Origin of the sequence: Qipengyuania qiaonensis (assembly GCF_019711515.1) — a bacterium.
GTDB classification, from domain to species: domain Bacteria; phylum Pseudomonadota; class Alphaproteobacteria; order Sphingomonadales; family Sphingomonadaceae; genus Qipengyuania; species Qipengyuania qiaonensis.
Genome location: NZ_JAIGNO010000005.1, coordinates 91,310 through 103,511, shown reverse-complemented (window position 1 = coordinate 103,511; position 12,202 = coordinate 91,310). Strand labels below are relative to the sequence as shown.

The following is a 12,202-nucleotide window of genomic DNA, read 5'->3' as shown; positions in this document are numbered from 1 at the left end:
CTTGGGTTGTGTGGTTGATTTACGCAAGCCTCTAGCCAGCGCGGAACAACGACAATCTCGCGCGATATTTCCCGGTGACTCTATACACGGGTCTTGACGAAACAACCTGCTGTTGATCGGACCTCCCGGCGCAGGCAAGAGCCTGCTGGCAAGCTGCCTTCCCGGCATATTGCCGCCGCTGTCGCCGGCCGAAGCGCTGGAGGTCAGCATGGTGCAATCGGTCGCCGGGACGCTGGAAGAAGGCCGCATCAACCGCGCCCGCCCGTTCCGTGCACCGCATCATTCGGCCAGCATGGCGGCGCTGACCGGAGGCGGCCTGCGCGTGAAGCCGGGCGAAGTCAGCCTGGCGCATCTCGGCGTATTGTTCCTCGACGAACTGCCCGAATTCCAGCGCGCGGTGCTGGACTCGCTGCGCCAGCCGCTCGAGACGGGCAAGGTCGATGTCGCGCGCGCCAATGCCCACGTTACCTTCCCCGCGAACGTCCAGTTGATCGCGGCGATGAACCCGTGCCGGTGCGGCCATCTGGGCGATGCCGCGCTCGCCTGCAGCCGCGCGCCGAAATGCGCCGCCGATTACCAGAGCAAGGTGTCCGGCCCGATGCTCGACCGGATCGACCTGCATGTCGAGGTCGATCCGGTCAGCGCCGCCGATCTCGCTTTGCCCCCACCCGCCGAGGGCAGCAGAGAGGTCGCCGCGCGTGTGATGGCCGCCCGCCAGCGCCAGACCGCCCGTTGCGACGCGACCGGCGCGCGTACCAATGCCGATCTGGACGGCGATGCTTTGGAGCAATTTGCCACGCCGGACGACGCGGGTCGCGAACTGCTGATGCAGGCCGCCACGGCCATGCGTCTGTCGGCCAGAAGCTATACGCGCATGCTACGCGTGGCGCGCACGATCGCCGATCTCGCAGGTGCCGAAACGGTTGGGCGGATACATGTCGCCGAAGCGCTATCCTATCGCCGCCAGCCTCCGCGGGCATAAGGATGCGCTAAGGCCGATTTTCGCGGAAAAGTTCGGTTAAGCGACGACGGAAGCGAGACGTCGGTTCAGATCCTTAAGCTTGGCAATCTTCTGGATCAGTATCGGTATTTGATCGAGGCTTTCGACAAATCGCCAGAGATAGGAGAAAATCGCGAAGACATCGCCGGCCTGAGGACTCTTGTCGGCCGTTCCGACCTGCCAAAGTGCAATGACGAAGAGCACGATGACGAGGATCTCCATCAGGCCGAATGCGGTGGACTCCGCATCAGAAAGCTTGATCCGCCACCCCGCCAAAGCCGTGAAATGACGCCGGACCTTGCTTTCGCTACCATGCGCCAAGAGGCCGACTTCATTCTCCAAACGGTTGTTGAGCCCCTTGTTCAAAAAGCTGGACCTGCGTCCTAGCCAACGACCAATGAGCAGCAATGGCAAGCCCAGAGCCAGGCAGGCCAAAGCGAGCGAGGGCTCCAGGAACGCTAGCGCCGACAGCGAAACGATCAAGGCTATCCCCGCATAGAGAATTCTCGGCACATCTTCCTCGAGGAAGACCGTATACTCACGCGAAAGCGCAACGCGCGCGGCAACACGCGCGGGTTCCAACCCATCTGTACGAGACCTGTCGACGATATCCGAAGCAAGTGCACCGTATATCCGCGTGTACACTCGGGTATCGTAGCGTTTGGATGCAACCGTCAGCACAAGCTGCGCAGCATGGCAGCCAACCAGCCAAAGCACGGCAATGTAGGCCCCGGACAAGACGCCATTAATGGCAAGCCCGGTAGCCAGAGGATAAAGCAGTGCCGCGATCAGGCCACCGGCGGTAAGGCAGTAAGCGGTCAGGAGGCGTCCGCGATGAACGCGCACAAGTTCGAGCAACATGGGAGGTCTCAATCGGTCGAATCAGGAGAGGGCCGCACGAAACGCCGTACGGGTTGGGTCACATGAATGCGCCGCTAAGCGGTAAGTTTTGACCTGACCATTTCGACCTCGGAACCGGTGTCCAGTTGGAGGCGTGCGTTATCCGAAAACGATGTGATGAGCAATTCGGTTTAGAAACGCCGAAGTGATCGGCGAACGGGCTGGTTCAGACCTGTTTCGACCGCAGAAACATATCGGCAATCGGGTACTGTAACTGCAAAGCGCCCGATCTTCAGACGTCCTCGCTCATATCGAGGTTGAGTTTGACCGTTTCGTGCTCATGCTCGCCCTCGAACTTCTTGAGGAAATCCTCGATGGGCATTTGCTGGGCCTTGTCCACCAGCGGGTTCGCCCCGGTCATGTCGATTGCCCGGAGCTCTTCGGGCGTCATGCGAACATGGATATAGGGCACCCAGATTTCGCCGAATTCGGCCTGCTGGTACCAGACGTCGAGGATATCGTAGGACGCCCATTGGCCGTTGGGCTCCTTCAGGCGGATGCCCTCGCCGATACGCGGCACCGTCATCGCCTTGATACGGTGCACGTCCTGGTGCGTTTCATTCTGGACTTCGATTTCGATCACTATGGCAGTCCGGCTCTGCAAGATGGATTCGCGAATATCCGTTTTGTGCCAGCGACGTGTTGAGATCGTTTTAACGATGACGTCACGGTGGCACTGCGCCGAATTCAGGGGCCCTGTGCAGGCTTTTCTTGTAACCGGAGCCGGTTTCGCCCATGCCACTGCGCGTGGGGCAGGGATAAATTGCCGGCATGTGTCGGCAACCGGCGAGACGCAGAAGCTTCAGAGCACTCTTCATCCGTGAAGTCCCCCAGCACCCCAATCGATTCGCTCCGTCGGCGTTACGAGGAATTGAGCCCGGAACTACGGCAGCGACTGCCCGCGCTGGCGCTGGCGTTGGCGCTCGAGGTGCTGCTGATCCTCATCCTCTTGTCGCTCGGCTCGGTGAAGCGCGAAGTTGCGGAGATGAGCGAAACGCTGGTGGCCTTCACCGCCAGCACGCCCGAGGAGGAGGATGAGACCGAGGAAGCGCCTGCTCCTTCGGCAGCCGAGGCACCCGAGATCTCGCCCGAGCAGCCGGCACCGGAACAACCCGCGCAAGTCGACCGGGAAAATCCCAAGCCGCTTTCGCCGCCTGCGCCCGCGCCACGCCCGATCCTGCGCAACGACTTTTCACTTGAGAGCGTGCCGAAGCAGGGGCCTTCCGCTCCAGCTCAGGCAAAGCCAGCCTACGGTCCCGCATACACGCCTGCGCCCGGCGATACGCCCCAGATAGCGGGTAGCGGGCCGAATGGCGAACCGCTCTATGCCGCGCGCTGGTATCGCCGGCCATACGACAGCGAACTGGCCGGGTATCTGTCCACCGCGCAGGGCCCCGGCTGGGGCCTGGTCAACTGCCGCACGGCAGCCGATTTTCGGGTCGAGGATTGCGTTATCGTGGGAGAGTGGCCGCAAGGATCGGGTATCGCCGCAGCGGTTCAGTCGGCCGCCTGGCAGTTCAAGGTCCGTCCGCCACAGAAAGGTGGCCGCCCCCTGGTTGGCGCATGGGTGCGGATCAGAATCGACTACGGGATAGAGCGGGGGCCCGGAGGGCAATAGCGCCGCGGCGAACTGGGCTTTGTGCGATCCGGCGGGTTTCGCTCAGGCCGCGCTTCTCGCCTTGCGTGCACCGGCGATGTCGACAACGTCGCCGCGTATCAATGCATCGCCGGCCTGTGCCCTCGAACCGTCTGCACGGATGCCCAGATTATTGCGCTCGACAAGATGAAGATCCGCCGGGCCTAGGATACGGCCATCATGACTGAGAATGGAGGTCGGCCCGATCGGCAAACGGTCGCGCTCGTCGACGAGCACGGGATTTTCGACGACTTCGGCACCGTATTTCTGGCCCCATTGACGAAGCGCGACCATGGCGGGGAGCAGGTCGAGCCCTTTCTCGGTAAGGCGATATTCGATCTTGCGCTTGTCGTCCGCGCAGGGGTCGCGTTTGAGAATGCCGTTCTCGACCAGCTTGGCGAGCCGGTTCGACAGGATGTTGCGCGCGATGCCCAGTTCCGTGAGAAACTCTTCGAAATGGTGCAGGCCGTTGAAGCTGGCCCGCAGGATCATGAACGACCACCGCTCCCCCATCGCTTCCAGCGCTTGCGGCAGGCCGCATTCGGTCAGTTCACGGAGCGGCTCGCGGATGTCACCCATAAATTCAGTCCTCTTCCAGAAACCTATCTAGCGCAAAAAACCGATTTGCCAAACCTGGAAAAAAGGGTTGCATTCCAAAACCTATAAGTTTAGGTAGCGATTCGCAACGGGTTGCTTAATGAAACTTAGTTGAAGAAATAGCAAGCCCCGTTGATAAAATTGCAACCAGGAAGGAATTTCACATGGCCTCCACTCTCCCCCGCTCGGTCAATATCGGCGCCATCGCCGCTGCCTTCGCCTACACTTCGCTGACCTTCGGTGCCGCAATCGCGCCAACCGCCGCCGAAGCCAAAACGGGCGGTGCTTTCTACACCGTCGAATTGGCACAGCCGGTTGCCGAAAAGACCACCACCATTGCCGGTGGCGTCGCCTGGGCCTGCCAGGGCACGACCTGCGTCGCCCAGAAGGGCAATTCGCGCCCGCTGCGCGTCTGCCGCGAACTGCAGCGCGAACACGGTCAGATCGCGTCGTTCACGGCCAAAGAAGAGGCGCTCGACGCCGACAATCTGGCGAAGTGCAACGGCTGACCCGTTTCAACTCCCACCCCTCTCCATCGGGTGGCCAACTGGGGCCCTGGCGATAGTCCGCCGGGGCCCTTTTTCATATCAGCGCACGCGCCTCGAGGTCTGTTGCAAGTGCGCCCGCATCGGTGAAATGGTGGACCTGCCAGCCGGATGCGGCAGCGGCATCGACATTGGCGCGGTTGTCGTCGATGAACAACATGGTCTCGGCCGGATAGCCGAAGCGCCGCTCTGCCAGAGCGAATATCGCAGAGTCCGGCTTCGCCAGCTTTTCCTCGCCGGAGACGACGATATCGCGGAATCGCTCGAAGACCGGCGCCGTCGGCCGGAACCCGGCCCAGAACTCCGCCCCGAAATTGGTAATGGCGAACAGCGGCACCCTGTTCGCATCCAGACGCCCGACCAGGGCGAGGCTGCCAGGGACCGGTCCGGGAATGGTTTCGTTGAAACGTTCGGCATATGCGCGAATCTCGGGTTCGAATTCGGGATAGAGCGCCACGCGTTCAGGCACCATTTCGCCCAGCGGCTTGCCGCGATCGTGTTCGAAATGCCATTCTTCGGTCACGACCTCACCGAGCAGCTTCTGCAGCCGTGCAGGGTCTTCGACGATCCGCTCGAACAGATGGCCCAGCCGCCACTGATACAGCACCCGCCCGACATCGAACACCACCGCCTCGACCCGCATCGCACCACCTCAAACGCGAACGGCCCGCACTCCTCATCGGAGCCGGGCCGGTCGAACAACACTTCCGCCGTCAATCGGCGGCGCCAAAATCAGCCCTGACGAGCCTTGAAGCGGCGATTGGTCTTGTTGATGACATAAGTGCGCCCGCGGCGGCGGATCACGCGGCAATCGCGATGGCGGCCCTTGAGCGACTTGAGGCTGTTGCGGATCTTCATGATGTCTCTCGTCAAATAAATGCGCGCCGGAGATGGAGCCCCGACGCGCCGAAATCAAGTGGCCCGTTAACGGCCTGCGGGGATTCGGTCAACCTTTTTCGGGTGCGATTGGCAGCTCCGCGTAACGTTACCGCCCCGCCTCGCGTCCCTTCCAGATCATCGGCCCAAGGGGCTGACCGCCGAAAATATGGACGTGCAGATGCGGGATCTCCTGTCCACCATGCAACCCCACATTTGCCATCATCCGATAGCCCGGCTCCACCAATCCCTTGTCGCGCGCGACCTTCCCGACCGCACGGACAAAACCGGCGATCTCCGCTGGCTCCGCCTGCTCGCTGAAATCGTCCCAACTGACATAACGCCCCTTGGGAATTACGAGCGTATGCACTTCGGCCTGCGGACTGATGTCCTCGAAGGCGTAGGCCCATTCATCCTCGTAGACCTTCGTGGACGGAATTTCTCCGCGCAGGATCTTGGCGAAGATATTGTCGTCGTCATAAGGTTGCGTGGGATCGATCGGCATCATTCGCTCCTGCTGGCTTTTTCCTCGATCCCCGAAGTCCCTTCGCGCCTTTCCAGTTCGGCAAGGACATCGGCAAAAGGGATATGGCGCGCATTCAGGGCAAGGATAAGGTGGAAAAGCATGTCCGCCGCCTCGCCGACGAGCTCCTCATCGCTACCCGAAAGCGTGGCAATGGTGGCTTCGACGCCTTCTTCGCCCAGCTTTCGGGCGATCTGCGGCAGGCCCTTGGCGTGAAGGCTGGCGACATAGCTTTGCGATGGGTCCGCGTCGCGCCGCTGCGCGATGATCTGTTCGAGGCGGGAAAGCGTGTCCATGACCGGCGCTATGCACGGCCCGCACGCACAGCGTCAATCGGAGTTGCGGCCCATCAGGAAGCGCCCCACCAGCACGCCCGCCAGGCCTACGGCAACCAGCGTTAACGCGCTCGGCTCAGCCAGCCGCGCGCCCAGGCCTATGGGCCCGCCGATATCCGCGAACTGCGCAGCCAGCGAAACGAACGGAAGCGTCATGAGCTACATATAACAAAAGGTATGTTTCACTGCCGTGGCTGAAGTAGTGCCGTCCCGCTGCGGGACGGCCGATCTAGCCGCGCGCAGGCAGCCCCGCAGCGCGCAGGGCCGCGTGTGCTTCGGCAATGGTGTGCTCGCCGAAATGAAAGATCGAGGCGGCAAGGACCGCGCTGGCCTGCCCGCGCGTGACCCCCTCGACAAGATGGTCGAGCGTACCGACGCCGCCGCTGGCAATGACCGGCACCGATACGGAATCTGCAATCGCTCGCGTAAGTTCGACGTCGTAGCCGTTCTTCGTCCCGTCGCCGTCCATCGACGTCACGAGCAATTCGCCGGCCCCGAGTTCCGCCAACCTGATGGCATGTTCGACCGCGTCGATCCCCGTTGGCTGGCGCCCGCCATGGGTAAAGATTTCCCAGCCGCGCACCGCGCCGCTGGTGGCCGCTCGGGCATCGACGCTGGCCACGACACACTGACTGCCGAATTTCTCGGCAATGTCGCGCACCAGTTCGGGCCGCGTCACGGCAGCGGAGTTGACCGCGATCTTGTCCGCCCCGGCGAGCAGCAGGGCGCGTGCATCTTCGACGCTGCGCACGCCGCCCCCTACCGTGAGCGGCATGAAACACACCTCCGCCGTGCGCCGCACCATGTCGAGCAACGTCCCGCGCCCTTCGTGGCTGGCGGAAATATCGAGGAAGCACAGTTCGTCCGCCCCGGCTGCATCGTAGGCTTGCGCCTGTTCGACCGGGTCGCCGGCATCCTTGAGATCGACGAAATTGACCCCCTTCACCACGCGTCCGTCACGAACGTCGAGACAGGGGATGACGCGAATGCGGACGGTCATGTCGGCTCTCTCATCACGGCCGGCCCGCCACGGCCAGCGCTGCGGCAAGATCGAGCCGCCCATCATAAAGCGCCCGCCCGGTAATCACACCCTCGATGCCTTCCCTGGCATAGAGTGATAGAACGTGAATGTCGTCGACACCCTTCACGCCGCCGCTGGCGATCACCGGAATGTCGACTTGGCGCGCAAGGTCCACGGTCGCATCGATGTTCACACCCTTGAGCAGCCCATCGCGCCCGATATCGGTGAACAGCAAGGCGGCAACGCCCGCATCCTCGAACCGCCGCGCCATGTCGACGATGGAAACATCCGACACCTCCGCCCAGCCGTCCGTCGCGACCATGCCGTCGCGCGCGTCCACCGCAACGACAATGCCGCCTTCGTACTCCCGCGCCATGTCCTTGACGAATTGCGGGTCCTTCAGCGCCGCTGTCCCGATCACGATGCGAGCCACGCCGGCTTCGAACCAGCTTTCGACATCGACAGGCGTGCGGATACCGCCGCCGAGCTGGACGTAACCGGGAAAGGCCGCAACGATCGCCTCCACCGCCTCCCGGTTCTGCGCCGACCCGGCGAAGGAGCCGTCGAGATCGACCACATGCAGATGCTCCGCCCCGGCCTGGGCGAACAGCTTCGCTTGCGCGGCAGGATCGTCGCCATAGACCGTCGCGCGATTCATATCTCCCTCTGCCAGGCGGACGACGTCGCCGCCCTTGAGGTCGATGGCCGGGAATACGATCACGGCTTCCACTCCAGAAACTTGCTCAGAAGGTCCAGCCCATAGGCCTGACTCTTCTCGGGATGGAACTGCACGCCGACGAGGTTGTCGCGCCCTATAGCCGCCACCAGCCCGCCGCCATGATCGGTCATGGCCAGCACGTCTTCATGATGGCGGGCCTTGAAATGGTAGGAATGCAGGAAGTAGGCCTCGCCCTCGGCAACCACGTCATGCCGGCGCGCGTGGGGCAACGGGGCGACATCGTTCCAGCCCATATGCGGAACCTTGACGCTGATGTCGGTCGGCTCGATCAGCCGGACGGTGCCGTCGATCCAGCCAAGACCCGGCGTCTCGCCATGCTCGAGCCCACGCGTGGCGAGCAGTTGCATGCCCACGCAGATGCCGAGAAATGGAGCGCCACCTACAAAGACGCGCTCGTGCATGGCCTCGACCACGCCCTTTTCCGCATTGAGGCCTTGGGCACATGCCCTGAAGGACCCGACGCCGGGCAGGACGATGCGATCCGCCGCACGCACGACATCGGGATCGGCCGTGACCTTCACCTTGGCGCCAACCTTGCGCAGCGCGTTTTCGACCGAATGCAGATTGCCCGCGCCATAGTCGACGAGAGCGATGATCTCAGCCACCGAGTTGCCCCTTCGTGCTCGGAATGGCGCCGCCCTTGCGGGGATCGATGTCAACCGCCGCGCGCATGGCGCGCGCGAAGCCTTTGTAGATCGCTTCGCAGATATGGTGGTTGTTGGTCCCGTAAAGCAGCTCGACATGCAGCGTCAGCCCGCAGGTCTGCGCCACCGAGTGGAACCAGTGTTCGATCAGTTCGGTGTCCCACTCGCCCAGCTTTTCCTGGCTGAACCCGGCTTTCCAGACGAGAAAGGGCCGCCCGGAAATGTCGAGCGCCACGCGGGCGAGCGTTTCGTCCATCGGCGAGTAAGCGCTGCCATAGCGCGCGATTCCACCCTTGTCGCCCAGCGCCGCGCCCAGGGCCTGACCCAATGCCAATGCGCTATCCTCGGTCGTATGGTGCTGGTCGACATGCAGATCGCCATCGACCTTCATCGTTACGTCGATCAACGAGTGCTTGGAAAACTGTTCAACCATGTGATCGAGAAATCCGATGCCGGTTGCGACATCGTAGTGCCCTGTCCCGTCGAGATCGACCTCGACGAGGATGCTGGTTTCCGCAGTGTTGCGCTCGATACGGCCTGTACGCATGGCTGCTCCGCTAGAGCGGCAGGCGGCGGGGCGCAAGGAATTGCACATATCGGAAGGGTAAAGACGCGCTTAACGCTTGACCCGTGCGGCGCGTCGCTCCACCTAACGACGCATGAGCGACGAGACGCCCGACAGCCTGATCCCCTACGACTCCATCGTGCAGGAAGCTCTGCGCGCCGTGGTGGGCCGCGTGCTGGGCGAAATCGAAGATGGCGGGGGCGAACTGCCCGGCGCGCACCATTTCTACATTACCTTCAAGACCCACGCCCCCGGTGTCTCCATCCCGGCGAACCTGCGCGAACGGTTCCCCGACGAGATGACCATCGTGCTCCAGAACAAGTTCTGGAATCTGAATGTGCGGGAAGACGGTTTCGCTGTCGGCCTGTCGTTCAATCAAGTACCTGCCGAGCTCGACATTCCCTATGCCGCGATCACGCAATTTGTCGATCCCGCAGTCGATTTCGGGCTGCAGTTCCAGGCGACCGTCGCCGACATGGCCCCCGCCCCCACCGAACACCCCGACAATGACGGAACGGAACAGGGCAGCGACGAATCCGTTAAAGGGGGGGATGACGGTTCGAATGTGGTCACGGTGGATTTCGGCCGGAAGAAATAGGCGCCGGGCCAGCCCGGCCAGAGGGGGCAGGACATGGCGAAGCGTGGGCGGACAAATCGGGACGAAACCAGCCCCATCGAGGGCGCGACCGGCGACAAGTTGGAGCGCGCAGCCGATCCTGCCGACAGGCGCAACGGCAAGGTAGCCGGGCCCAGCACCAATCCCGCGACCAATTTCATCATTCACGATATCGTGCTGCGCAGCGCCGGCCGGCTGTCGCGCATGGCGGTCGAGAAAGCGCTTCTGGGGCGGCAGTATGGCACAGAATTCGCCAAGGACGCGGTGGAGAACCGTTCCGTCCTGCATACGCTCGCTACCTACGGTGTGACGAAGGTGGCGACACGATCGCTGCCCGGCGCCTTGATCGTGGGCACCGGCATCGCGCTGAAGGTGCTGTTCGACCGCAGCCAATCCAAACGCAAGGCGCGGCGCGATGGCTATCGCGCATTGCGCAAACAGGCCCAGCGCGACGACGCAAACTGAGACTTATCGGCAAGCGGGGCTTGATTCGCCCCCGCCCGATGCGCCAACAGCGTGCATGGCCGATTCCACTGTTTCGCACGACAAGCTTGCCCGGCGGGGCCTGTTGTTCATCCTCTCTTCGCCCAGCGGGGCGGGCAAGACGACCATCAGCCGTATGCTGCTGGACGCCGACGAGGAGATCAGGCTGTCGGTCAGCGTTACCACGCGCCCTCCGCGCCCGGGCGAAATCGACGGCGTGCACTATTATTTCGTCGGTGATGCCGAGTTCGACAGCATGGTCGAAGAAGACGATTTCTACGAATGGGCACCTGTCTTCGGATATCGGTACGGCACGCCCAAGGGCCGGATCCGCGGCGCGCTGAAAGAAGGCCAGGACTTCCTGTTCGATATCGACTGGCAGGGCACGCAGCAGCTCTACCAGAAGGATCAGCAAGACGTGGTCCGCGTGTTTATCCTGCCGCCGAGCATCGCCGAACTCGAGCGCCGCCTGCGCAGCCGGGGGACCGATGCGGACGAGATCATCGCCGCCCGCATGGAACGCGCGCGCGCCGAGATCAGCCACTGGGACGCCTACGATTACGTGGTGATCAACGAGAATGTCGATGCGTGTTTCGCCAAGGTGCGCGAAATCCTCGACGCCGAGCGGATGAAGCGCCAGCGGCAGACCGGACTGATTCCCTTCGTGCGCGAATTGATGAGCTAGCGGACGGGCGGGCCAATCGCCCGGCCCGTCCAGCCGTGAACTAATTGGCGATCAGCGACCCGATATATTTGCGCTGATCCTCATCGTCTACATTGCCCTCGTCGTCCACTTTGACAGCGAAGAAAACGACGAAAATTTCCTCGCGCTCCGGCCCTGCGAGAGCCCCCACGAAATTGCCTTCGAAGCCGTTGGTCTCGTCCTCGATCAGCCCGTTGAACGAACCGCTCGAGCCCACCTCCGCGGTAAGCGGCAGGATGGCTCGCTCAACGGTCGCTCCGTTGACGCTTTCCAGGATACGGATCGTACCGTTGATCTCGATGTCGTCGCCATCGGGACCGACAACCAGAGTGGTATCCGGCGAGCTTATCACGCCGACCGCCGTGATCCCGGCTTCGCCGCCGGCAACTTGGGGCGTTCCGGTATAAGACAGATCGGCCGTTATATCGTCGTCGGTCGTGACCGGATTGAAGAACAGGGCATAGCGGAAGCTGCGCAGCGTTCCGGGCACCGTCTCGCGAATGAACGACTGCGATTTTTCGTAGACCACCCGCAGCACATGCTGAAACGGCAGTTCCATTTGCAGTCCGTCGCTATTGCCCTTGCGATAGGTCCGGATCGTCGGCGATGAGTTCAGCAGGTCGGCAGCCGTGAAGGTTTCGAGCTCGAGCGTGTCCGGCCAGACATATTCGACGCTTTCGGGCGAAACCTCGTAAGTGATCTGGCTCTGTCCGTTGCGGCGCGAACCGTCGCTCCAAACTTCGGTCCCGCCTTCGGGCGCGAAATAGGCGAAGGCATAGGCCGAGTTCGAGATGCTCGAGGTAAAGTCCGTCGAGAAATCGAAATCGACTTCGGTGGGCGTCGATGTCGGCGTGGGAGTGGGGCTTGGCGTCGGGCTTTCCGTTGGCGTGGGTGTAGGCGAATCATCGCCTCCACCGCAGGCAGTAACGAGAACACAGCAAATGGCTGCACTGATGGCACGGATGGAAACGCTACGCACTTTATCGACCCCTCACCGCTGGCGAATGCCAGCTGACTGA

Annotated in this window: 18 protein-coding genes and 1 pseudogene; 6 read left to right on the top strand and 13 right to left on the bottom strand. The window is 62.5% G+C overall.

Annotated features, from left to right (window positions below):
• Nucleotides 1-100: 100 nt before the first annotated feature.
• Nucleotides 101-982: pseudogene (locus tag K3174_RS09840) on the top strand (YifB family Mg chelatase-like AAA ATPase); the annotation flags it as partial.
• Nucleotides 983-1,018: 36 nt separating this feature from the next.
• On the opposite strand, the gene K3174_RS09835 reads toward K3174_RS09840, so the two are convergent.
• Together K3174_RS09835 and K3174_RS09830 are read right to left on the bottom strand one after the other, a co-directional pair.
• A complete protein-coding gene (locus tag K3174_RS09835) occupies nucleotides 1,019-1,861 on the bottom strand; it encodes an ABC transporter six-transmembrane domain-containing protein (protein ID WP_221558095.1) in 843 nt (280 codons plus the stop codon).
• 271 nt (nucleotides 1,862-2,132) lie between these two features.
• Nucleotides 2,133-2,483 carry a hypothetical protein gene (locus tag K3174_RS09830; RefSeq protein ID WP_221558094.1) on the bottom strand — a complete coding sequence of 117 codons (351 nt, stop codon included), beginning with the start codon at nucleotides 2,481-2,483 and terminating at the stop codon, nucleotides 2,133-2,135.
• 288 nt (nucleotides 2,484-2,771) lie between these two features.
• On the opposite strand from K3174_RS09830, the gene K3174_RS09825 reads away from it, so the two are divergent.
• A complete protein-coding gene (locus K3174_RS09825) occupies nucleotides 2,772-3,518 on the top strand; it encodes a hypothetical protein (RefSeq protein ID WP_247712062.1) in 747 nt (248 codons plus the stop codon).
• Between the two features lie 42 nt (nucleotides 3,519-3,560).
• Here K3174_RS09825 and K3174_RS09820 read toward each other — a convergent pair whose 3' ends face one another.
• Nucleotides 3,561-4,115: a winged helix-turn-helix transcriptional regulator gene (locus K3174_RS09820; RefSeq protein ID WP_221558092.1), complete on the bottom strand. Its 555-nt coding sequence runs from the start codon at nucleotides 4,113-4,115 to the stop codon at nucleotides 3,561-3,563.
• A gap of 182 nt (nucleotides 4,116-4,297) precedes the next feature.
• Between K3174_RS09820 and K3174_RS09815 the strand changes: the two genes are divergently transcribed.
• The gene (locus K3174_RS09815; RefSeq protein ID WP_221558091.1) at nucleotides 4,298-4,642 is read left to right on the top strand and encodes a DUF8200 family protein; all 345 of its coding nucleotides are present in this window, start codon (nucleotides 4,298-4,300) and stop codon (nucleotides 4,640-4,642) included.
• 73 nt (nucleotides 4,643-4,715) lie between these two features.
• On the opposite strand, the gene K3174_RS09810 is transcribed toward K3174_RS09815, so the two are convergent.
• The 9 genes from K3174_RS09810 to hisB all read right to left on the bottom strand — a co-directional run bounded on the left by K3174_RS09810 (nucleotide 4,716) and on the right by hisB (nucleotide 9,363).
• The gene (locus K3174_RS09810) at nucleotides 4,716-5,321 is read right to left on the bottom strand and encodes an HAD family hydrolase (protein WP_221558090.1); all 606 of its coding nucleotides are present in this window, start codon (nucleotides 5,319-5,321) and stop codon (nucleotides 4,716-4,718) included.
• An 89-nt stretch (nucleotides 5,322-5,410) separates the two neighbouring features.
• Nucleotides 5,411-5,536 (bottom strand): type B 50S ribosomal protein L36, encoded by a 126-nt coding sequence (ykgO, locus tag K3174_RS09805; protein ID WP_050599643.1) that lies wholly within the window; start codon nucleotides 5,534-5,536, stop codon nucleotides 5,411-5,413.
• Between the two features lie 127 nt (nucleotides 5,537-5,663).
• Nucleotides 5,664-6,059: a histidine triad nucleotide-binding protein gene (locus K3174_RS09800; protein ID WP_221558089.1), complete on the bottom strand. Its 396-nt coding sequence runs from the start codon at nucleotides 6,057-6,059 to the stop codon at nucleotides 5,664-5,666.
• Complete coding sequence (locus K3174_RS09795; RefSeq protein WP_221558088.1) at nucleotides 6,059-6,373, bottom strand: phosphoribosyl-ATP diphosphatase; 315 nt, start codon at nucleotides 6,371-6,373, stop codon at nucleotides 6,059-6,061. Before K3174_RS09795 ends, K3174_RS09800 begins: the two co-directional genes overlap by 1 nt.
• Nucleotides 6,374-6,406: 33 nt before the next feature.
• Nucleotides 6,407-6,568 carry a hypothetical protein gene (locus K3174_RS09790; protein ID WP_221558087.1) on the bottom strand — a complete coding sequence of 54 codons (162 nt, stop codon included), beginning with the start codon at nucleotides 6,566-6,568 and terminating at the stop codon, nucleotides 6,407-6,409.
• Between the two features lie 73 nt (nucleotides 6,569-6,641).
• Nucleotides 6,642-7,412 (bottom strand): imidazole glycerol phosphate synthase subunit HisF, encoded by a 771-nt coding sequence (gene hisF, locus K3174_RS09785; protein WP_221558086.1) that lies wholly within the window; start codon nucleotides 7,410-7,412, stop codon nucleotides 6,642-6,644.
• 13 nt (nucleotides 7,413-7,425) lie between these two features.
• Nucleotides 7,426-8,154 (bottom strand): 1-(5-phosphoribosyl)-5-[(5-phosphoribosylamino)methylideneamino]imidazole-4-carboxamide isomerase, encoded by a 729-nt coding sequence (gene hisA, locus K3174_RS09780; RefSeq protein ID WP_221558085.1) that lies wholly within the window; start codon nucleotides 8,152-8,154, stop codon nucleotides 7,426-7,428.
• Nucleotides 8,151-8,777, bottom strand: a complete 627-nt coding sequence (gene hisH, locus K3174_RS09775) for an imidazole glycerol phosphate synthase subunit HisH (protein WP_221558084.1) — start codon at nucleotides 8,775-8,777, stop codon at nucleotides 8,151-8,153. The genes hisA and hisH overlap by 4 nt, the downstream gene beginning before the upstream one ends.
• Nucleotides 8,770-9,363, bottom strand: a complete 594-nt coding sequence (hisB, locus tag K3174_RS09770; protein WP_221558083.1) for an imidazoleglycerol-phosphate dehydratase HisB — start codon at nucleotides 9,361-9,363, stop codon at nucleotides 8,770-8,772. Before hisB ends, hisH begins: the two co-directional genes overlap by 8 nt.
• A gap of 112 nt (nucleotides 9,364-9,475) precedes the next feature.
• Here hisB and K3174_RS09765 point away from each other — a divergent pair, with 112 nt between their 5' ends.
• The 3 genes from K3174_RS09765 to gmk are packed head-to-tail and all read left to right on the top strand — an operon-like array spanning nucleotide 9,476 to nucleotide 11,165.
• On the top strand, nucleotides 9,476-9,979 hold the full coding sequence (locus tag K3174_RS09765; RefSeq protein WP_221558082.1) for an SspB family protein: 504 nt from the start codon (nucleotides 9,476-9,478) through the stop codon (nucleotides 9,977-9,979).
• Between the two features lie 33 nt (nucleotides 9,980-10,012).
• Nucleotides 10,013-10,462, top strand: coding sequence for a hypothetical protein (locus K3174_RS09760; RefSeq protein WP_221558081.1), 450 nt, complete (start codon nucleotides 10,013-10,015; stop codon nucleotides 10,460-10,462).
• A gap of 55 nt (nucleotides 10,463-10,517) precedes the next feature.
• Nucleotides 10,518-11,165: a guanylate kinase gene (gene gmk, locus K3174_RS09755; RefSeq protein WP_221558080.1), complete on the top strand. Its 648-nt coding sequence runs from the start codon at nucleotides 10,518-10,520 to the stop codon at nucleotides 11,163-11,165.
• A 40-nt stretch (nucleotides 11,166-11,205) separates the two neighbouring features.
• On the opposite strand, the gene K3174_RS09750 is transcribed toward gmk, so the two are convergent.
• Entirely contained in the window at nucleotides 11,206-12,162 is a 957-nt protein-coding gene (locus tag K3174_RS09750) for a hypothetical protein (protein WP_221558079.1), read from the bottom strand.
• Nucleotides 12,163-12,202 lie beyond the last annotated feature (40 nt).